Origin of the sequence: Corallococcus exercitus (genome assembly GCF_042231735.1) — a bacterium.
GTDB classification, from domain to species: Bacteria; Myxococcota; Myxococcia; order Myxococcales; family Myxococcaceae; genus Corallococcus; species Corallococcus exercitus_B.
This window is the reverse complement of sequence record NZ_CP102577.1, coordinates 8491047-8511744: the sequence shown is the minus strand read 5'-3', so window position 1 is coordinate 8511744 and position 20698 is coordinate 8491047. Positions and strand designations below refer to the sequence as shown.

Below are 20698 nucleotides of genomic sequence, written 5' to 3'. Positions count from 1 at the left end.
GGACGTCATGAACCACAAGGGAATGATCCGCGGTCTGTCATTGCTGGGAGTCGTGGGCGCGCTGGCGGGCTGTTCGGGCCCGGAGGCGGAGGGCACTCCTCCAGAGGCCACGGGCCAGGTGGAGAGCGCCGCCGTGGTGTCGACCCTCACGGAGGGCGACTACGTCATCCGCTCCGTGCGGACGAACAAGTGCATCGACGTGGCGTCGTCCAGCACGGCGGACGGCGCGAAGGTGCAGCAGTGGGACTGCAACGGCACCAACGCGCAGAAGTTCCACATCTCGCCCACGTCGGGCGGGTTCTGGAAGATCATCAACGTCAACAGCGGCAAGGCCCTGGACATCGCGGGGGTCAGCACCGCGGAGAACGCCGTCCTCCACCAGTGGAGCTACGTCGGAGGCAACAACCAGCAGTTCCAGTTCATCAACCGGGGCGGCACGCAGTTCAGCTTCCACGTGCGCCACACCGGCATGGCCATGGACCTGTCGTGGGGCTCCTTCGACAACGGCACGTCCATCGTCCAGTACCCCTTCTACGCGGACCGCGACAACCAGCGCTGGACGTTCGACCTGGTCTCCGGCGGCGGTGGCGGGGGCGGCTCGGGCTTCGGGGGCATCCTCACCCGGGACATGTTCAACAGCATGTTCCCCGGCCGCAACGGCTTCTACACGTACGACGCGCTCATCGCCGCCGCGAACGGCTTCCCGGGCCTGGCGACGACGGGTGACACCGACACGCGCAAGCGCGAGGTGGCCGCCTTCCTGGCCAACGTGTCACACGAGACGGGCGGGCTCGTGTACATCGAGGAGATCAACCGGGGAGAGTACTGCGACACGTCGTGGGGTCCGCCGGGCTGCTCCTGCGCGCCGGGCAAGCGGTACTACGGACGCGGGCCCATGCAGCTGTCGTGGAACGGCAACTACTGCGCGGCGGGCAACGCGCTGGGCCTGCCGCTCCAGGCGAACCCGGACCTGCTGGCCCAGGACGCGAACGCCGCGTGGCGCACGGGCTTCTGGTTCTGGACCACGCAGACTGGCGCGGGCTCCATGACGGCGCACAACGCCATCGTGAACGGCGCCGGCTTCGGTGAGACCATCCGCACCATCAACGGCTCGGTGGAGTGCTACGGCCGCAACCCCGGCCAGGTGCAGAGCCGCATCGACAAGTACCTGCAGTTCTGCTCCATGCTCGGCGTGAGCCCCGGCGGCAACCTGGGCTGCTAGCGGCGCCCCGCGCTCAGGGAAGCTCCCCCAGCAGCTCGTAGAGGGCCACGCGCGTCAGCCCCACCGCGTCGCGGGCCACCGTCTCCAGCATCCCCTTCGCCCGGACCAGGTGGTCCGGGCCCGCATCCATCAGCGCGGCCACCGCGACCTCCTGGATGTCGCGCGACGCGGCCGGGCCCAGCTGTCCCTTCAGCAGGAAGAGGGCCTCCGCCGCCGGAGCGCCGGAGCGCACCAGCGCCACGGCGGAGCGGGCCGCCACGGAGGGGCTCTCGTCCCGCAGGTGCTCGCGAAGGGCCGCGACGGCGGCGGGCGACAAGGGGCCGCTCAACCCCAGCAGGGACGCCGCCTCCTGCCGGATGGGCGCCTCGGGCGCGGTCAGCGTGCGCAGCAGCACGGACTCCAGGTCCGGCAACGGGGGGACGGGCTGCGCTTCCAGGTACAGCTCTTCCAGCAGGCCCCGCAGCGACACCAGCGCCAGGTAGAGGCGCACGCCCTCCGACGTGCGCACCTGCTCCAGCAGCCGGGGCGCGGTGAGCTCCGGGGCCAGGTGGGCGAGCGCGGCCAGGGACTCCAGGGCGGAGAGGGCCACGGGCTCCTCGTCCTCCAGCAGCTCCAGCAGCCTGGGCAATCCGGACGCTCCGGCGGTGCCCAGCCGGCCCACGACGCGCGCCATGGCGCTGCGGACCGCGGCGCGCGGATGCTGGAACATCCCTTCCAGCGCGGCGATGCGGGATGGATCCACCCGGCACACCAGGGTGAGCACGGTCGCCGCGTTCTCCAGCGCCGGCGCATCCGCCTCCATTCGCGCCAGGACCTCCAGCACGCTCTGGACGGCGAGGCCGGTGAGGCCCGCCTGCGGGGGCCACCAGTCTCGCTGCAACAGGAACAGCAGCGGCTCCGCGACCGCCGTCCCGGGCCGCCCCAGCTCCTCCAAGAGCGCCCGCGCGGTCCGCTCCCGCGCTTCCGGCGCCCCGGACACCAGCGACTCCTCCAGCGCCGACAGCGCCTCCTCGCGCGCGCCTGCATCACGCGAGGAGAGCCGGCCCAACCATTCCTCCACCGTGCGGACACGGCCCCTGTTGCGCTCCGAGGACATGGCCCCAGGCTAGCGCCAACCTCCTGGGGGTCCAGGGCTTTGGCGCTATGGGTCGGCTTCGGTGACGTGGCCCTCGGCGTCCACGTCGAAGTGGAGCGCACCCCGGTTCTTGCCCACCACGTACAACGCGTATCGGCCCCCGGGTCCGCTACACCTGGGCCATCTGGATGAGGTTGCCGCAGGTGTCCTCGAACAGCGCGACGGTGACGGGGCCCATCACCGTGGGCTTCGTGCGGAACACCACGCCGTGTTTCAGCAGGCGCTCATATTCCGCCTGACAGTCGTCCACGCCGAACGACGCCGCCGGGATGCCCGCGTCGAACAGCGCCTTCTGGTACACGCGCGCGGGCGCGAAGCCCAGGGGCTCCAGCAAGAGCTGCGTGCCCTCCTGCGCGTCCGGCGAGACGACGGTCAGCCACCGGTGCTCCCCGCCCATCGGGACGTCCACCTTGAGCACGAAGCCCAGGATCTCCGTGTAGAACTTCAGGGCCTTGGACTGGTCCTCCACCATCACGCTCGTCACAGTGATGCGCATTCCGTGTCTCCTGGGTGTTTCGTCGGTTCCGTCCACGGCGTGAAGCGTGCCCGGAGTCAGGGCCGCACGCTCCGGGAAAAGTCCGCGCCGCGCAGCTTGAGCGCGCAGTCGACAGAGGGCGGATGCGAGGGGTCCTGGAGGAAGGCCTTCACGATGCTCACGCCGCACGAGTTGAAGGAGGCCGCGTGGCTGTAGCCCCGCATGTCGACGGGGTACGCGTTGGGCATCGAATCGAGCAGCCGGTGGCCCCACTCCGGAGGCGTGTCCGGGTCGAACTCCCCCGCGAAGACGAGCGCCGGCACGTCGCTCTTCACCGGCTCGTTCTCCACGGCGGGCGCGGCGGTGACGTTCCACGCGCGGCACTCCTGCGGCGAGGCCGTCCCCTCATTCACTCCGCCCAGGCCCAGGGCGGGCGAGAGCTGCGCGGCGATGCGCCCCGCGTCCTCGAACGGCATCTCCTCGGCGCACCAGACGGAGTAGCGCAGGCCCCAGGCCATGGAAGAAGGCGCCTGGTTGTCGCGGATCAGTCCAATCAGGGTCTCGAAGCGCCCCTCGGAGGCGTCCACGATGAGCCTGGGGATGGAGGGGATGCGCATGGGTTCGTGCATCGCGGAGTAGACGGCCTCCACCACCTGCGCGCCCCGGACCTCCGCCGGTCCTCCGGCCGCCCGGATGGCCAGCTTCAAGGGGCGGCGGTCCGCGTCCGCCACCAGCTTCGCGAAGCGGGCGCGCAGGTCGGGATACCGGGCGCCGCACTCGCGGTCCACCGCGCACCCGTCGAACACCTGGTTCAGGACGCGCAGCAGGTTCGTCGCGGAGACCTCGTCGAAGTTCACCTCCGGCGGCAGCACCGAATCCAGCACGACACTCCGGACGCCCGCGGGATGCCGCCGCAGCACGGTCAACATCAGCCGCGTGCTGTACGACACGCCGTAGAGGTTCCACCGCGCCACGCCGAGCACCTTGCGGAGGTCCTCGATGTCATCCGCCGTCGCCTCGCTGGTGTAGCCGTCCAGGTCCACGCCCGACGCGGTCAGCTTCTCCCGGCAGCGCCCCGCCGCCTGCGTCAGCGCGGCGGTCGCCGCCGGCCCTCGCAGCCTGCCCGCGGCCATCTCGCCCCTGAGGGTGGTGATCTCCGGGCACTGGAGTGACGGCTGCGCGAACTTCGTACCGCGCTGCTCCAGGAGGATGGAGTCGCGCTCGTCCAGGAGCTTGTTGTGCTTGCCGGACGTGATGCGCTCGGCCCCGCTGAGGCCCGGACCTCCGGGCATGAACAGCACCGGATCCGCCAGCGGCTTCGCGGCACGGCTGCGGAAGATGGTCACGGGGAGGCGGATGGTCCGGCTGTCCGCCTTGTGCCGGTTCTCCGGCACCACCAGCAGGCCGCAGTCGATGCGCTCCGAGGCGGCGACGTCCCCGGCGCAGGCGCCCGGCTCGAAGCGGGGGACCGCTGGCGCCGGTTCAGCCCCGGCCTTCCACGAGAGCAGCAGCACCGCGACGAAGAGGGGCAAGCGCATGCGGCCGTTAAATCAGCACGCGGCGCCCCGGGTCCACGCCCCCAGGTCCCCTGCGCTCAGCGGTGCCGCACGCCGTGCCGGAAGCAGTCCACCGTGTGGTCATCCACGATGCCCGTGGCCTGCATCCACGCGTAGACGATGACCGGCCCCACGAACTTGAAGCCGCGCTGCTTGAAGGCCTTGGAGTACGCCTCCGACAGCTCCGTCTTCGCCGGCACGTCGCCCCGGCCCTTCCACACGTTGCGGATGGGCTTCCCGCCCGCCATGCCCCAGACGAACGTGGAGAAGTCCTCTCCCGCCTCCTGCATCTTCAAGTAGGCGCGTGCGTTGCCGATGGTCGCTTCAATCTTCGCGCGCGCCCGGACGATGCCCTCGTCCGCCATCAGGCGCGTGACGTCCTTCTCCGTGAAGCGCGCCACCACCTTCGGGTCGAAGCCCTTGAACGCCTTCCGGAAGGCCTCGCGCTTGCGCAGGATGACGATCCACGCGAGCCCCGCCTGGAAGCCCTCCAGCATCAGCATCTCCCAGAGCGCGCGGCTGTCGCGCACCGGCACGCCCCACTCCTCGTCGTGGTAGGTCTGGTACAGCGGATCCGTCCCCACCCAAAAGCACCGCTGGTGCATCCCGCGCCTCCTGGTTCGAGGCAGGGCTAGCACGAAGACTGAACAGGCGGCCAGTCCTGTTCAGCGCGGCCGCGTCAGCAGCGCGAACAGCCCGTCGCTCCACCACCGCCCGCGCAAGCCCGGCAGCAACCGCTGCCAGTACACGCTGCTGCGGGGAATCCGCCCGGGCAGCGGGTAGTCGAAGTCGATGGACTGGAAGCCCGCCTCCACGGCCATGCGCCGCGCATCCAGCTCCGTGATGGGCGTGATGTGCCCGGAGTCCCGGTAGTCCTGCTCGCAGAACGCGGGGAAGTAGCCCCGCACGAGGAAGGACAGCCGCGCCGTCAGGCTGTCGTTGTTGGGCGTGGTGAAGAAGAGGTGGCCTCCGGGCTTGAGCACGCGAAAGGCCTCCTTCACGAAGTGGCGCGGGTTGGCCAGGTGCTCCAGCACCTCGATGGCGAACACCCAGTCCACCGAAGCGTCGCCCCACGGCAGCGCGTCCCGCGACACGTCCCGCTGCTGGAACTCCACGCCCGGCAGGCGGCTGGCGCCCGCGTCGTGGATGTCCGTGCTGAGGATGCGCTCCACGGCCGGGTTGCGCTGCAGCCGGCGGATCCACCCGCCACTGCCCGAGCCCACGTCGAGCACCACGCCGAAGGCCCGCTGCCCCGCCACGCTCCAGGCCGCGTCCCTCAGCGGCTCCGGGGACAGTCCGTCCTGACGCTGCGCGTAGGCGGCGGCGTCATGGCCCAGCGGTCCCGCGGGGCTCTTCGCTCCTGGATCCATGGGCGGGAGTCTACCCTCCGCGCCTCGGGTTGCGCAGGTGATGGACCCTCTGCAAGCCGCGCGAACCGCTATCATCCGCGCGCCAGGTGCGACCGGGAGGCACGGCATGGGACAGGAAGTGGATGTCATCGTCGTCGGCGGAGGGCTCGCCGGACTCGTCGCCGCGACGGAGCTCGCGGACGCGGGCAAGCGCGTCGCCGTGGTGGACCAGGAGGGCCCGCAGAACCTGGGCGGCCAGGCGTTCTGGTCGTTCGGCGGCCTGTTCCTCGTGGACTCGCCCGAGCAGCGGCGCATGGGCATCAAGGACTCCCACGAGCTGGCGCTGGAGGACTGGCTGGGCACCGCGGGCTTCGACCGCGAGGAGGACCGCTGGCCGCGCCAGTGGGCGGAGGCCTTCGTCGCCTTCGCCGCGGGCGAGATGCGCCCCTGGCTGGTCCAGCAGGGCATGAGCTGGTTCCCCGTCGTGGGCTGGGCGGAGCGCGGCGGCTACGGCGGCGTGGGCCACGGCAACTCCGTCCCCCGCTTCCACGTCACCTGGGGCACCGGCCCCGGCGTGCTGGAGCCCTTCGTGCGCCGCGCGAAGGCGGCCGAGGCCGCGGGCAAGCTCACCTTCCACTTCCGCCACCGCGTGGATGAACTGCTCACGCAGAACGGCGCGGTGGTGGGCGTGCGCGGCATGCAACTGGAGCCCACGGACGTCCCGCGCGGCGCCAGCAGCTCGCGCGTGACGGTGGGCGACTTCGAGCTGCGCGCGAGCGCGGTCATCGTCACGTCCGGCGGCATCGGCGGCAACCACGAGCTGGTCCGCAAGGCGTGGCCCCAGCGCATGGGCCCCGCGCCGAAGTTCATGATTCAGGGCGTCCCCGACCACGTGGACGGCCGGATGATCGCCATCACGGAGGCCGTGGGCGGGCGCCTCATCAACCGCGACCGCATGTGGCACTACACGGAAGGGCTGCGGAACTGGAACCCCATCTGGCCGCGGCACGGCATCCGCATCCTGCCGGGCCCCAGCTCGCTGTGGCTGGACGCCACCGGCAAGCGCCTGCCGCCGCCGCTGTTCCCCGGCTTCGACACGCTGGGCACGCTGGAGCACATCGCGAAGACGGGCCACGAGCACACCTGGTTCATCCTCAACCAGTGGATCATCAAGAAGGAGTTCGCGCTCTCCGGCTCGGAGCAGAACCCGGACCTCACCGGCAAGGACTGGCTGGGCGTGCTCAACCGCGCCGTGGGCAAGAAGGCCATGGGCCCGGTGGAGGCCTTCAAGGAGAAGGGCGAGGACTTCGTCGTCTCCGACAACCTGCGCGACCTGGTGGCCGGGATGAACGCGAAGACGGACACCCCGCTGCTGGACTACGCCACGGTGGAGCGCGAGGTGAAGGCGCGCGACCTGCAGATGGACAACCCCTTCAGCAAGGACCTGCAGCTGGCGGCCATCCGCCAGGCGCGCAACTACCGGGGCGACAAGCTGGTGCGCACCGCGAAGTTGCACCGCATCCTGGACCCCAAGGCGGGGCCCCTCATCGGCGTGAAGCTGAACATCCTCACGCGCAAGACGCTGGGCGGCTTCGAGACCGACCTCCAGGGCCGCGTCTTCAACGCCCGGGGACAGACCATCCCGGGGCTCTATGCGGCAGGCGAGGTGGCCGGCTTCGGAGGCGGTGGCGTCCACGGCTACCGCGCCCTGGAAGGCACGTTCCTGGGCGGCTGCATCTTCTCCGGCCGCGCCGCGGGCCGGGCCGCGGCGGGGAGCGTGTAGCCATCAGGCGGCGGCCTGGAAGGGCCACGGCGTGGAGCGCGCGCCGGCCATCCAGTTGTCGTGCCGGCCGTCCCAGTACTTGAAGGTGAGCAGCGACGGGTCCACGTCATCCAGCGTGTTGACCTGGATGGAGACGAACTTCCCGCCCAGCTCCGGGACGTCGCCGTCGCCGAAGCACACGACGCCGCAGCGCGAGCAGAAGCTGCGGGTGTTGGGGCTGCCGTCGCGCCCGTACTTCTTGATGGACTCCTGGCCCTTCAGGAGCCGGAAGGCGTCGGGCTTCATCGACGTGCCGCCGCCGTAGCCGTACTTCATGCAGATGGTGCAGTTGCAGCGGCTCACGTCCGCCAGGTCCACGGTGGCCTCGTAACGCACGGCGCCACACAGGCAGCCTCCCGCGTAGGTGTGGAGGCCGCGCTGGGCAGGGGTCTTCAGCTGGGTGTCGGTCTGGGTCATGGCGAAAGCTCCGGGTGCCGCGTTGTGGGAACGCAATCAATGTCGCCCCGGGCCGTGACAGCCTTATGTCAGGTTTGTCGCCGCCCTCTGTTGAACCCGGCAGGGCCTGGCCCAGAGTCCCCCTGTCCGCCGTTCCCGGAGGCCGCATGCCCGCGTGGAAGTCCCTGTCCCGTGTCCTTGCCCCGACGTTGCTCCTGCCCCTGCTGGGGGCCGCGCCGCCCGCCGCCCCACCCGCGCCCAAGCCCGCCCTGGCGGAGAAGGCGGTCCGGCCGTCGAAGCAGTACTCGGTGGAGCAGTTCATGGGGTCCACGGAGGTGGTGGCCCCGGTCTTCACCTCGGACGGCAAGCAGCTGCTCTTCTCTTCGAACGCGTCCGGCATCTTCAACGTCCACAGCGTGCCGGTGGGCGGGGGCAAGCCCACGGCGCTGACGCGCTCGAAGACGGACAGCATCCGGGTGGTGGGCGTCTTCCCGAATGACCGCCGCTTCCTCTTCGAGCGCGACCAGGGCGGCAACGAGCAGACGCACATCTACGTGCGCACGCCGGACGGCAAGGAGAAGGACCTCACGCCCATGAAGCAGGGCGTGGCCCACTTCCTGGGCTTCAGCCGCGACGACCGCGCGTTCTACATCATGACCAACGAGCGCGACCCGGGCGCCATGGACGTGTACCGCCATGACGCGAAGACGTACGCGCGCACGCTCCTGGCCCGGAACGACAAGGGGTTCGGCGTCGTCGCCGTGGCCCCGGACGAGAGCTGGGTGGCGCTGGAGGAGGCCATCACCACGTCGGACGGCAACGTGTGGCGCTACGACGTCGCGACGAAGACGCTGAAGAACCTCACCCCCCACACGGGCTCGGCCAGCTACCGGGTGGGGGACATCCACCCCGTGACGGGGGAGCTGTACGTCATCACGGACGACGGCTCGGAGTTCACCCGGGTGGTGCGCCCGGCGAAGGAGGCCGGCAAGTGGGAGGACGTGGAGAAGGCGGACTGGGACATCTACGCCAGCACCTTCTCGCGCTCGGGGGCGTTCCGCGTCTCCCTGGTCAACGTGGACGCGGGCATCGAGGTGCGCCTGCACGACGTGAAGGCCGGCACCCAGGTCCCGCTGACGCAGCTGCCCGCCGGGATGATCTCCAACGTCGTCTTCTCCCGTGACGAGAAGCAGCTGGCGGCCCTGCTGGAGACGGACCGCACCTCCGCGAACCTCTATGTGATGGACCTGGCCACGAAGAAGACCACGCGCGTGACGGACACGATGAGCCGCGAGCTGGACCCGGAGGACCTGGTGGACGCGCAGGTGGTGCGCTTCAAGTCCTTCGACGGGATGGAGATCCCCAACCTGCTCTACAAGCCGCACCAGGCCACGGCCGGGAACAAGGCTCCCGCGCTCGTCTTCGTGCACGGCGGTCCGGGCGGACAGACGAGCCGGGGCTACAACAACTTCGTCCAGTTCCTGGTCAACCACGGCTACGTGGTGCTGGGCATCAACAACCGGGGCAGCGCGGGCTACGGCAAGACGTTCTTCAAGGCGGACGACCAGAAGCACGGCAAGGAGCCGCTGCGCGACTGCGTGGAGGCGCGCAAGTACCTGGCGAGCCTGCCGTACGTGGACGGCGCGCACGTGGGCATCATCGGCGGCAGCTACGGCGGCTACATGGTGCTGGCGGCGCTCGCCTTCCACCCGGACGCCTTCAACGTGGGCGTGGACGTCTTCGGCCCGTCCAACTGGCTGCGCACGCTGAAGAGCATGCCGCCCGAGTGGGGCGCCTTCCGTCAGGCCATGATGCAGGAGATGGGTGACCCGGAGAAGCAGGAGGCGATGCTCAAGGAGATCTCCCCCCTCTTCCACGCGGACCGCATCAAGAAGCCGCTCTTCGTCGTGCAGGGGGCCAACGACCCGCGCGTGCTCCAGGCGGAGTCGGACGACATCGTCGCGGCGGTGAAGAAGAACGGCGTCCCCGTGGAGTACCTGCTGCTCCCCGACGAGGGCCACGGCTTCAAGAAGAAGAAGAACGAGGCGGAGGTGGACAAGCGCGCCCTGGAGTTCTTCAACCGCTACCTCAAGCCCGCCACCGCGACGGCCCCCAAGCCCTGAGGGCCTGAGCGCTTCAGCGGCGGCGCGAGGAGCCCCTGGGAGCCGAAGGGGCCTGCGTCGCCGCTCCGGCTTCGCCCAGCGAGGTCCGGGCGACGGCGGCCAGCAGGTCGCGCAGCGCGGCGGCCTGCGTGCCGCCCACGGCGCGCTCGAAGTCCGCCTGGGCGCGCAGCCAGAGGGGCCGGGCCTTGCGGTAGACGGCCTGCCCCTCCGGGGTGATGGCGACGGCGCGCTGGCGCCGGTCGGTGCGGCCCACCTCCAGCACCACGAAGCCGTCCTTCAAGAGGGGCCGGAGGTTGTGCGTGAGCGTGGAGGGGTCCATGACGAGCTGCTCCGCCAGCGCGTTCACGGTCAACGGGCCCCGGGCCTGGACGGTGTGGAGGATGGAGTACTGCGTCGTCCGGAGGCCGCTGGGCGCGAGCACCTGATCATAGAACTGCGTGACGTGGCGGCTGGCCTGCCGCAGCGCCAGGCAGTTGCACGGGGTGCGCTGGGGGTCGTCTTGGGACATCGCGAGGGGGAAGTATAAGCGGGCCCGGGCGTGCTCGCGTGGAAGGACCTCAGTCCGCGCCCACCAGCACGACCTTGCCCACCGTGTTCCGGCCCTCCAGCTGGCGGTGCGCCTCCTCCGCGCGGGACAGCGGCAGCGTCAGGCCCACGACGATGCGCAGGCGCTTGGCCACGACCTGCGCGAGCAGCGCCTCGCGCGCCCGGCGCTGCACCTCCGGGGGGGTGGGCGTGTGCAGCCAGTAGGCGCCCACCGTGAGCGACTTCGCGTACAGGGACTCCACCTCCACGGGCGGCGGATGGCCGCTGGCGTTGCCGTAGCTCACCAGGTGGCCGAAGGGCGCCAGCGCGTCCAGGCTGGCCTGCCACGTGCTCGCGCCCACCGAGTCCAGCACGCGCTCCACGCCGCGCCCTCCCGTCAGCTCGCGCACGCTCGCCGCGACGTCCTCCTGGTCGTAGCGGATGACGGCGTCCGCGCCCACGTCCCGCGCGAGCCTCGCCTTCGCCTCGCCCGACACCGTGCCGATGACCCGCGCGCCCGCCGCCTTCGCGAGCTGCACCGCGAGCAGCCCCACGCCTCCGGCCGCCGCGTGGACCAGCACCGTCTGCCCCGCCTCCACGCGCCCCACGGTGTGCACCACGTGGTACGCCGTCAGCCCCTGCACCAGCAGCGCCGCGGCCTCCGCGAAGGACACCTCCGGCGGGAGCACCAGCAACCCCTCCACCGGCGCGAGCGCGGCCTCCGCGTAGGCCTCCTTCGTCAGGGCCACCACCCGGCGGCCCACCCAGGCCGGGTCCACGCCCGGCCCCACCGCGCGCACCACGCCCGCGGCCTCGCTGCCCAGGATGCGCGGCAGGGGCACCTGGGCGTCGTACAGCCCCCGGCGGCGCTCGGTGTCCGCGAAGTTCACGCCCGCGGCATGGACCCGAAGGAGGACCTGGCCCGGCCCGGGCACGGGCTCCGGCGCGTCCTCCCAACGGAGGACCTCTGGCCCTCCCAGCTGGTGGTAGCGGATGGCTTTCATGCGCGGAGTCCTAACGTCCAGCCTGCCTGCTTGTCAGGACTGAATTTCCGCCGCCGTCGCTGAGGGCGAAAGGAGCGGTCCCGATGCGCCAGGCGACGAAGCAGGCCCCGATGAACCTCAAGCACCTGAATCCTTCCGGTCACGGCATCGCCGCGTCCTCGCGTCCCAGCCCGGTGACCGCTCCTTCCACGTGCCGCTGGCGGGACTTCGCGTCCTATCGCCTCGCCTCGCCCGGCTCCTGAAGGCGCCACGCCCCGTCCCTGACGCGGCAGGGCCCTGGAGGCCGGGCTCCCTTTGAAGGGAACCCGGCCTTCTTCGCGTCCGGGCTCCCGCTCACCTTCCGCTTCCCACTCCCCACAGAGGCCGCGCACCGGGTGCCGCCTGGACTCCAAATCCGGGCGAGCAGGGTTCGACTCCCTGGCGGCCTGCTCCGCCCGAAAGGCCCCGTGTCATGGAAACGCTGGTGCTGAGCCAGTCCTACGAACCTGTCGCCCGCATCCCGTGGCAGCGCGCCGTCATGCTGCTCGTGCAGGGCAAGGTGGAGGTCGTCGAGGAGTACGAGGACCGCGTCATCCGCTCCGTGACGGTGGAGCTGCGCATGCCGTCCGTCATCCGCTTCGTGCGCGCCCTGTGGAAGGGCCCGCGCGGCGTGCGCTTCAGCCGCGAGAACGTCTACCAGCGCGACCAGTGCCGCTGCCAGTACTGCGGCCGCAAGGTGACCCGTCCGGAGGCGACGTATGATCACGTCATGCCGCGCGCGCAGGGCGGCCGCACGAGCTGGGAGAACATCGTCATCGCCTGCGTGCCCTGCAACCAGAAGAAGGGCAACCGCACCCCGGCCCAGGCGCGCATGACGCTGCGCACCGTGCCCGCGAAGCCGAAGCGGCTGCCGGACGCGCTGGTGGTGTCGTTCCTCGTGGAGAAGGGCCTGCCCCTGTCCTGGCGCAAGTTCCTGAGGGACGTGGCCTACTGGCACACGGAGCTGGAAGCGTAAGGTCCCGGCCCACGCGGATGGGCCGGGACTTCGCTTCCGCGCCGCAACGGTTAGAGTGCCGCACGTCGAGGGGGCGTTCCGGACCACACCATGGCGACGAGGAAGAACGAAGACCAGGAGCGGCTCATCGACCGCGACCTCACCGCGATGGCGCGCGAGGGCAAGCTGCCGGCCGCCCACGGCGTGGACACCGCCGTGACGGAGGTGCTGGGGCTGCTGGCGCGCGGAGGCAAGCACCCGCTGCTGGCGGGCGAGCCCGGCGTGGGCAAGAGCGCGCTCGTGCAGGAGGTGGCCCGCCGCATCGCCGAGGGGCGCGTGGACGGGGAGCTGGCCGGGGCGCGGCTCGTGGAGGTGTCCGTCGCGAACATCCTGGCGCGCAGCACCCAGCGCCAGGCCGCGGAGTCCTTCGAGGAGCTGCTCATCCACCTGGGCCGCCACCCCTGCCCCATCGTCTACATCCGCGACCTGCCGGTGGCCCTGGGCGGCCCCCTGGCCCCGGTGGCCGTGCGCGCGCTGCGCACCGGCGGCCTGCGCTTCATCTTCGAGACCGAACCCAAGCGCGTGCAGGAGCTGCTGCGCGCCGACGAGGCCCTGGCCGAGCGGCTCCACCTGCTGCCCCTCCACGAGCCGCCGCTGGACAAGGCGCGCTGGATTGTCGGCCGCGTGGCGGAGGAGCTGGAGCGCGAGCTGCGGCTGCCCATCGACCCGGCCGCGTGCGACCTGGCGCTGCGCCTGTCCGCGAAGTTCCTCCTGGCGCAGCACATGCCGCGCAAGGCCATCGAGCTGCTCAAGGAGACGGCGGCGGAGGCCGCGGGCGTGGCGCGCGACCACGTGGGGCCGGAGGACGTGCTCACCCGCTTCTGCGCCGCCACACGCCTGCCCCGCTTCGTCGTGGACGACGCGATGCCGCTGGACCTGGAGGAGACGGAGCGCTTCTTCGGGGAGCGGCTGCTCGGCCAGACGGACGCGGTGGCCGCGGTGCTGCGCTCGGTGGCGCTGCTCAAGGCGGGGCTCAACGACCCGCGCCGTCCGCTGGGCGTGTTCCTCTTCGCCGGGCCCACGGGCGTGGGCAAGACGCAGCTGGCGAAGCTCCTGGCCGAGTACCTCTTCGGCTCCGCCGACAGGCTGGTGCGCCTCAACATGGCGGACTACCCCAACGACGGCGACGAGAGCGTCCCCTTCGGCGCGTCGTGGGCGCCCGCGCTGGAGACTCGGCGCGGAGAGCTGTCCGCGCTGCTCGACGGCAAGGTGTTCACCGTGCTGCTGCTGGACGAGTTCGAGAAGGCCGCGCGCAGCGTGCACGACCGCTTCCTCCAGCTCTTCGACGAGGGCACCTTCGTCAACGGCGCGGGTGAAGCGGTGTCGTGCAACAACACGCTCATCGTGGCCACGTCCAACGTGGGCTCGGAGGTGTACCGCGAGGCGGGCCTGGGCTTCGCCGCGCACAAGCGCGCGGAGGAGCAGGTGTCGGAGGTGGACCGCCGCATCGCGGAGGCCTTCCGTCCGGAGTTCCTCAACCGCTTCGACGCCATCTGCCACTTCCGTCCGCTGTCGCGCGTGGACATCCGCAAGATTGCCCAGCGCGAGGTGGGCCGCGTGCTGGAGCGCGAGGGCATCCGCGCCCGCGCCCTGGACGTGGAAGTGACACCGGAGGTGGTGGACCGGCTGGTGGAGCGCGGCTACTCGCCGCAGTTCGGCGCGCGCTACCTGCAGCGTGAAATCGAGAAGACGCTCACCGCGGCGCTCGCGGTGGAGATTGCCCGCAGGCCGCTGCCGCCGGGCACGCCCGTGCGCGTGGAGGCCCGTCCTGGAGGCCGCGTGGTCGCGGTCGCGGAGCCCGTGCCGCCGCCCCGCGAGGTGACGGCGCAGCTGCTCCTGCCCACGCCGAAGGCCGCGGCGGTGAAGCGGCGGCTGGACCGCAAGTCGCTGCTGATCGAGATGGACCGGCTGGTGGGCCGCGCCCGTGCGCTCGCGGTGTCCACGGGACGGCCGGAGCTGGAGGAGCGCCGCGCGGCGCTGCTCGCGGAGACGCAGGCGCCCAATCTGTGGGACGACCCCCTGCGCGCGGCGGACGTCATCCGCGCCTTCCGCACGGTGGAGGCGCAGCTGGGAGAGCTGGACCGCCTGGAGGCCGCGTGCCAGTTCGGGCGGCGGCTGGTGCGCGAGGCGAAGAACGAGGTGCAGCTCGGCTCCGCCGCGAAGCAGGTGGAGGAGGTCGCGCGCGAGGTCCAGATGGCGGAGGCGCTGCGGGCCGCCGGGGCCACGACGCTGGACAACGAGGCGCTGGTGGACATCTGCGCCAGCGACACGTCGGAGCTGCAGAACGTGTGGGTGCAGGAGCTGGCCACCATGTACCTGGGCTGGGCGCAGCGCCGGGGCTACGAGGCCACCGCCGTCGCGGAGGCGGACGCCCCCGCGCGCGTGGTGGTGCGCATCGCCGGGCCGGGCGCGTACGGATTCCTCGCGGGCGAGACGGGACTGCACCGCCGCCTGGAGGACGAGAAGCGCCAGCGCGCGTACGTGCGCGTGCACCGGGGCGGGCCGATGGAGGACGTGGAGCGGGAGCTGCTGGTGCTGGAGGGCCGTCCGGTGAAGAGCCGCGAGGGCGAGTACCTCCAGCGCGTGCGCAACGAAGTCACCGCGAAGGACGAGGCCACCGGCCGCGTGCTCACGCTCATTGGCGCCGGGGAGCTGGACGAGCTCAAGGGCATCGCCGCGCGTGTCGTCGCCGGCCAGGGCGCCAGCACCGACGAGGCCCGCCGCTACTTCCTGGGCCGTGGCGCGCGCGTGGAAGACCCACGCACGGGCGCCGGAACGCCGCGCGTGAAGGACGTGATGCGCGGGGAGCTGGACGTGTTCATCGCCGCGTGGATCTCCCGGCCACCCCCGGAGTCCTCCCCCCCGCTCTCCTGAGCGGTCGAGACGGGCTGGCGCTTCTCCCTCGCGCAGCCCCAGCCGCGCGGGTCATCCTCGCCGCGCATGCACGTTCAAGGCAGGTAGCCCCGCGCTACGCCCAGGCGAAGGGCCTCCGCCAGCACGTCCAGGCCCTGCGCGGTGTTGATGCGTGAATGGGACGTGGCGCCGCTGACCACCTGCACCGAGCCGCCCAGCACGAAGGGCAGGGGCCGGCGGCCCAGGCGCAGGAGCCGCTCGTCGTAGAAGGCGGCCGGAGCGCGCTCGCGCACCAGGCGCGCGAGGGTGACCATGTTCGCGGTGCGCGACGCCTGCATCGCGGGCCCCAGACACGAGAAGTCGAAGCCCACCTCCGGGAGCACGGCGCCCCGGCCGTCGCGGTCGAAGACGAAGACGACCTGCGACGTCTCCTCCTGCGAGCCGCGCACGCTCTTCTCCGTCGTCTTCGTCATCTTCAGGCCGCCCGTGACGAGGGCCGCGCCCAACGCCACCTTCGTCGACTTCTCCGTGTGCTCGCTCTGCGTACGCAGGGACGAAGCGCCCCGAAGGATGACCGTCACGTCCTCCCAGGCCATCGTGAGCGGAGCCCCCGCGCGAGGCGTGAACGTCACCTGCGCGGAGCCGAACGTCACGGTGCGCGCCGTGACACGCTCCGCGGACTCCGCCTCGTCGATGGTGAGCGCCGCGAGCCCCGCGTCCTGGAGGGCCTTCACCAGGGCATCCGCCGCATCGGGAGCCAGGCGCGCCAGCAGGGCAGGAGGCTCCGGCGCCAACCGCATGCGGGCCTCCGCCGGAGCCATGCCCGCCGCGGCGGCGAGCACCTGGGCTGCTTCCGGTACTTCACCGGCCGGACGAACGAGCGCGACGAGCTTCATGGCGTTTCCACCCCTGGCACCGAGCGCCACCATCCCTGAGCGAAAGCACGGTGGCGCGCATCCGAACCCTGGCACCCGGGGAACATTCCCCCAAGGACGCTGAAGCACGAGTGTCGTGCAACCTCGCGTGGGGAGAACGGCGCTCCGGTTCCGGGATGCGCAGGCAGTCGCCGCGAGCAGCCACGGCACACCGGGGCGCGGCCATGGGCGTTCTGACTCGCGCATCCGCCCCAGACCTTCGGACCTGAAAGCAGTCCTCACGGATGAGAAAGGGAGAACCCCGCGGGCCCCCCATCCGAGGCCCTCTTCGCGAACCTGTCCGACAGTCGGACAGGTTGGGAGAACCGCGGCGGGCCCCCTGCGCTGACGGATCACCCCCGCCCCCTGGTGGCGGCCTCAGCGACGGCCGGGCAGCGGAAACCTGTCCGACTGTCGGACAGGTTGGGACCTCATCGGGCTCCGGCAGGGAGGCCCGGGGCCTGGCGGTCGCCGAGAATCCCCGGCTCAGTCGAGCAGGTGCGGGTTGCGCAGCAGCAGCACCCCGGCCTGCACCGTGGCGGTGTAGCCATTGAGCTTGCCGGTGCGCACCAGCTCGCTCACGTCGCGCACGCCGGTCTCCGCGAGCACGCGGTCCACCACGCCCTCGCCCTGGTTGTAGGCCGCGAGCGCCAGCCGCCAGTCGCCGTAGCGCGCATACAGCGCCTGGAAGAGGGCCGCGGCGGCCTCCGTCTCGCGCGCCACGTCCAGCCGCTCGTCACGCCCCGCCTCCACCTTCAAGCCGTAGCGACGCGCCGTCTCCGGAATGAACATCCACACGCCCGCGCCTCGCTGTCCCGGCGCCATCGACGGCTCCCGGGACGTCTCCGGCAGGTTGCTCACCGCCGACTCCACCATCGCCACCGCGAGCAGCCCCTCCGGCAGGGAGCGCGAGCGCAGCGTGCCCGTCATCGCCTCGCGGTGCGTCTGGAGGTTCGCCAGCGCCTTGCGCATGAAGTCGCGACCCTTCTGCGTGGTGACGAACTTGTTGAGCTGCTCCACCACTGCGGCATCCACCACCACGGGCAGGTCCCCCTCCTTGCGACCCGCATCGGCCAGCGCGCGCGCCTCCGTGAGCGACACCGCGCGCCCTCGCACCGCGCCTTGTGCCCACAACGCCAGCGGCGCGAGCACCAACGCCAGCGACAACGACAGACCCAGGGTGCGCACGGAGCTACGGGGACGGGGTTGGAACAACATGCGGATCCTCCTGACAGTGGGATGGGACATGCCGGTGACGCCGGCGGGGAGAGAGAAAGCAACCGGGACACGCAACGACGCTTGAAGGAGGCACCGCGCATACGCCTCCGCGGGCACGCGCCTCCCGGTGACGAGCGCCTCGTCACAGGCGAACTCCTGACGCTCCGCCAACCACCGCGAGAACGCCCGGGCGACCGGATTCCAGAAGAAGGCGCTGTCGAACCCCAGCCGCGCATACGCGAGCACCGTGTCCCGCTGCCGGTGGTGTTGAAGCTCATGCCGCACCGTGAGCCGGAGCGCCTCCGCGTCCTCCAGCACGCCAGCCGGCACCACCGCCCACGCGCCGCCACCGGGGAACCACACGGAGAACGCGCCCTCCGCCGCGTCGCCCAACACCACACGCACCCGGCCCACGCGCCGAAGCACGGGCAGCGACGCCAGCCGCCGCCGCAACCGCGCGTACCGCCGCAGCTCCCACGCCAGGAAGCCCAACGCCCCCATCCCCACCAGCCCCACTCCAGGCCACGCCCACGGCAGGCCTGAGTCCGAGGCCGGAGCCCCCTGCACGACGCCGCGCACGGGCCGCGCTTCAGCCGGCGTCAGCGGCGCGGCATAACGCACCAGCGAACGCTCGAACGTGAAGAGCGGCGCCGACGGCATCCACTCCCGCGCCGCGAGCCCCACGAACGGCAGCAGCACCGCCAGCCCCAGCGTCACCCGCCCCACGCGCAGGGCCTGCCGCGCGTCCAGCCGCCGCTCCATTCCCAACGCCAGCGCCGCGCGCAACAGCCCGAAGCCCACCGCCACCAGCACCGCCGCCGTGAGGTACGCGGCCAGCACGTCCCGGACGAAGGCGCTCATCCCCGGCCTCCCTTCTTGCCCAGCAGCTTGCGGATCTGCTCCACCTCCTCCGCCGACAGCGGCACCGCCTCCACCAGCCGCGCCACGAGCGACGAAGGCGTCCCGTCGAACACCGTCGCCACCAGGTGACGCACGCTCTGGGCCTCGTAGGCCTCCCGCGACAGCCGCGCCGAGTACAGGTGCCCCCGTCCCTCCTTGCGGCTGTGCACCACGCCCTTCTGCTCCAGGATGCGCAGCACCGTGGACACCGACGTGTAGGCCAGCTTGCGCTCCGGCGGCAGCGCCGCGAGCACGTCCGCCACGCTCACCTCCCCCAGCTTCCACACGAGCTGCATCAGCTCCAGCTCCACCGGCGTGAGCGGCTTGGACTCCTCGGCGGACGGCGGCTTCGTCACGGGCACGGCCTCCCCGGCTTCGAACTAAAGCCTTAGTTCCAATACAACTAAGCCTTTAGTTGGATTCCGTCAAGCAGGCGGGCGAAGGCTCGCGCTGGCGGGGTGTGCGGATTCCCACGCACTGGAGGAGCCGGGCCCTTAGACTTCCGGGCACATGCTCCACGTCATACCTCTGGGCGGCCTGGGCGAAATCGGCCTAAACGCCATGGTGCTCGCCTGTCGTGGGGAGATGCTGCTCATCGACGCCGGCCTGATGTTCCCCACGTCGGGAATGCCCGGCGTGGACATCATCGTCCCGGACTTCACGCACCTGAAGCGCAACGCGGCCCAGCTCAAGGGCGTGCTCCTCACGCACGGCCACGAAGACCACATCGGCGCGCTCCCCTACCTGCTGGGCGACGTGCCCGTCCCCATCTACGGCACGCGCTTCACGCTGGCCCTCGCGCGCCAGCGCCTGGAGGAGCTGGGCGTGAAGGCGGACCTGCGCGAAATCGAGCCGCGCACGCCCTTCCCCGTGGGCGACGTCTTCAAGGTGGAGGCCACGCGCGTGACGCACACCGTGCCGGACGCGGTGGGCTTCATCGTCCGCTCGCCCGAAGGCACCGTCATCCACACCGGCGACTTCAAGCTGGACCCGGACCCCATCGACGGCCTCAAGACGGACCTGGAGCGCTGGGGCGAGGCCGGCGACGAAGGCGTGCTGTGCCTGCTGTCGGACTCCACCAACTCCGAGCACGTGGATGAGACCGGCAGCGAGCGCGTGGTGCAGACCACCTTCGAGCGCCTCTTCCACGAGACGAAGGGCCGCATCGTCGTGGCCCAGTTCTCCTCCAACCTCCACCGCGTCCGGCACCTGCTGGACCTGTGCGAGCGCACCGGCCGGCTCGTCGCGCTCCAGGGCCGCAGCATGGTGCGCAACGTGGAGCTGGCGCGGGAGATGGGCTACCTGGACGTGCCCGACTCGCTCTTCGTGCACCTGGACAGCGTGCCGAAGCTCGCGCCCCACCGCGTGGCCGTGCTCACCACCGGCGCGCAGGGCGAACCGCGCGCGGGCCTCACCCAGCTGGCGAATGGTGATGGGCCCGTGCGCCTGGAGCCCGGCGACACCGTCATCGTCAGCGCCCGCCCCATCCCCGGCAACGAGCGCTCCGTGGGCGCGCTGCTGGACCAGCTGCACTGGCGCGGCGCCCGCATCGTCTACGCCCAGGTGGAGCCCGGCGTGCACGTCTCCGGACACGCCAGCCGCCCCCAGCAGCGCCGGGTGCTGGAGCTGGTGCGCCCCCGCAACTTCGTCCCCGTGCATGGGGAAGTCCGGCACCTGCACCGACACCTGACCACCGCGCGCGAAGCCGGCATGGCGCCGGAGGGCCTGCTGCTGGCCCACGACGGGGACGTGGTGACCTTCGAGCAGGGACAGGGCCGGTTCACTGGCAGCGTGCCCACGGGGCGCATCCTGCGGGAGCGCTCCGGGGACGGAGTGGTGACGCCGGAGACGCTGGTGGAGCGCAACCGGCTGGCGGAGACGGGCGTGGTGGCCGCCGCCGTGGTGCTCCGGCGCGACACCCAGGCCCTGGTGGCGGGGCCCCAGCTGTCCGGCCAGGGCCTGAACCCGGACGAGCAGGGCGTCCTGTCCCGGGTGGCCCAGGAGGCGCGGGCCTTCTTCGAGGAGCTCAACCCCCAGCTTCGCGGGGATGACGCCCTGGTGCGCGAGGAGCTGGTCAAGGCGGTGAAGCGGGCCTTCAAGCAGCACACCTCCCGGCGGACCCTGGTGGTGCCCTTGGTCGTCCGGGTGTAGGTATGTTAAGGGCGCGAAAAGG

General features: G+C 71.5%; 18 protein-coding genes. 7 read left to right on the top strand and 11 right to left on the bottom strand.

The annotated features are described in order from the left end of the window. The first annotated feature begins 7 nt into the window (after nucleotides 1–7). Nucleotides 8–1222, top strand: coding sequence for a glycoside hydrolase family 19 protein (locus NR792_RS34225; protein WP_375756904.1), 1215 nt, complete (start codon nucleotides 8–10; stop codon nucleotides 1220–1222). Between the two features lie 13 nt (nucleotides 1223–1235). Here NR792_RS34225 and NR792_RS34220 read toward each other — a convergent pair whose 3' ends face one another. The 5 genes from NR792_RS34220 to NR792_RS34200 all read right to left on the bottom strand — a co-directional run bounded on the left by NR792_RS34220 (nucleotide 1236) and on the right by NR792_RS34200 (nucleotide 5758). Further along, nucleotides 1236–2270 (bottom strand): hypothetical protein, encoded by a 1035-nt coding sequence (locus NR792_RS34220; RefSeq protein WP_375756903.1) that lies wholly within the window; start codon nucleotides 2268–2270, stop codon nucleotides 1236–1238. 196 nt (nucleotides 2271–2466) lie between these two features. After that, a complete protein-coding gene (locus tag NR792_RS34215; protein WP_375756902.1) occupies nucleotides 2467–2853 on the bottom strand; it encodes a VOC family protein in 387 nt (128 codons plus the stop codon). A 56-nt stretch (nucleotides 2854–2909) separates the two neighbouring features. Next, complete coding sequence (locus NR792_RS34210; RefSeq protein ID WP_375756901.1) at nucleotides 2910–4370, bottom strand: alpha/beta fold hydrolase; 1461 nt, start codon at nucleotides 4368–4370, stop codon at nucleotides 2910–2912. Between the two features lie 56 nt (nucleotides 4371–4426). Further along, on the bottom strand, nucleotides 4427–4993 hold the full coding sequence (locus NR792_RS34205) for a DNA-3-methyladenine glycosylase I (RefSeq protein WP_375756900.1): 567 nt from the start codon (nucleotides 4991–4993) through the stop codon (nucleotides 4427–4429). Between the two features lie 60 nt (nucleotides 4994–5053). After that, nucleotides 5054–5758 carry a class I SAM-dependent methyltransferase gene (locus NR792_RS34200; RefSeq protein ID WP_375756899.1) on the bottom strand — a complete coding sequence of 235 codons (705 nt, stop codon included), beginning with the start codon at nucleotides 5756–5758 and terminating at the stop codon, nucleotides 5054–5056. A gap of 106 nt (nucleotides 5759–5864) precedes the next feature. Between NR792_RS34200 and NR792_RS34195 the strand changes: the two genes are divergently transcribed. Then, entirely contained in the window at nucleotides 5865–7520 is a 1656-nt protein-coding gene (locus tag NR792_RS34195) for an FAD-binding dehydrogenase (protein ID WP_375756898.1), read from the top strand. 3 nt (nucleotides 7521–7523) lie between these two features. Here the strand turns inward: NR792_RS34195 and NR792_RS34190 are convergent, their stop codons facing one another. After that, nucleotides 7524–7976, bottom strand: coding sequence for a GFA family protein (locus NR792_RS34190; protein ID WP_375756897.1), 453 nt, complete (start codon nucleotides 7974–7976; stop codon nucleotides 7524–7526). 146 nt (nucleotides 7977–8122) lie between these two features. Between NR792_RS34190 and NR792_RS34185 the strand changes: the two genes are divergently transcribed. After that, nucleotides 8123–10078, top strand: coding sequence for an alpha/beta fold hydrolase (locus NR792_RS34185; RefSeq protein WP_375756896.1), 1956 nt, complete (start codon nucleotides 8123–8125; stop codon nucleotides 10076–10078). Between the two features lie 13 nt (nucleotides 10079–10091). Here NR792_RS34185 and NR792_RS34180 read toward each other — a convergent pair whose 3' ends face one another. Continuing rightward, on the bottom strand, nucleotides 10092–10586 hold the full coding sequence (locus tag NR792_RS34180) for a MarR family winged helix-turn-helix transcriptional regulator (RefSeq protein WP_375756895.1): 495 nt from the start codon (nucleotides 10584–10586) through the stop codon (nucleotides 10092–10094). A 49-nt stretch (nucleotides 10587–10635) separates the two neighbouring features. Further along, nucleotides 10636–11607 carry a quinone oxidoreductase gene (locus tag NR792_RS34175; protein WP_375756894.1) on the bottom strand — a complete coding sequence of 324 codons (972 nt, stop codon included), beginning with the start codon at nucleotides 11605–11607 and terminating at the stop codon, nucleotides 10636–10638. Between the two features lie 83 nt (nucleotides 11608–11690). Between NR792_RS34175 and NR792_RS34170 the strand changes: the two genes are divergently transcribed. From NR792_RS34170 to NR792_RS34160, 3 genes are all read left to right on the top strand, one after another. Continuing rightward, a complete protein-coding gene (locus NR792_RS34170) occupies nucleotides 11691–11849 on the top strand; it encodes a hypothetical protein (RefSeq protein ID WP_158625561.1) in 159 nt (52 codons plus the stop codon). 209 nt (nucleotides 11850–12058) lie between these two features. Further along, nucleotides 12059–12601 (top strand): HNH endonuclease, encoded by a 543-nt coding sequence (locus tag NR792_RS34165; protein WP_171413143.1) that lies wholly within the window; start codon nucleotides 12059–12061, stop codon nucleotides 12599–12601. A 90-nt stretch (nucleotides 12602–12691) separates the two neighbouring features. Then, complete coding sequence (locus NR792_RS34160; RefSeq protein WP_375756893.1) at nucleotides 12692–15514, top strand: AAA family ATPase; 2823 nt, start codon at nucleotides 12692–12694, stop codon at nucleotides 15512–15514. A 74-nt stretch (nucleotides 15515–15588) separates the two neighbouring features. Here NR792_RS34160 and NR792_RS34155 read toward each other — a convergent pair whose 3' ends face one another. The 3 genes from NR792_RS34155 to NR792_RS34145 form a co-directional block, all read right to left on the bottom strand. Further along, nucleotides 15589–16389, bottom strand: coding sequence for a hypothetical protein (locus tag NR792_RS34155; RefSeq protein WP_375756892.1), 801 nt, complete (start codon nucleotides 16387–16389; stop codon nucleotides 15589–15591). A 504-nt stretch (nucleotides 16390–16893) separates the two neighbouring features. Continuing rightward, complete coding sequence (locus NR792_RS34150) at nucleotides 16894–18486, bottom strand: transglycosylase SLT domain-containing protein (protein ID WP_375756891.1); 1593 nt, start codon at nucleotides 18484–18486, stop codon at nucleotides 16894–16896. Beyond that, complete coding sequence (locus NR792_RS34145) at nucleotides 18483–18881, bottom strand: BlaI/MecI/CopY family transcriptional regulator (RefSeq protein WP_171413151.1); 399 nt, start codon at nucleotides 18879–18881, stop codon at nucleotides 18483–18485. Before NR792_RS34145 ends, NR792_RS34150 begins: the two co-directional genes overlap by 4 nt. A 154-nt stretch (nucleotides 18882–19035) precedes the next feature. Here NR792_RS34145 and NR792_RS34140 point away from each other — a divergent pair, with 154 nt between their 5' ends. Then, nucleotides 19036–20676, top strand: a complete 1641-nt coding sequence (locus NR792_RS34140) for a ribonuclease J (protein WP_375756890.1) — start codon at nucleotides 19036–19038, stop codon at nucleotides 20674–20676. Nucleotides 20677–20698 lie beyond the last annotated feature (22 nt).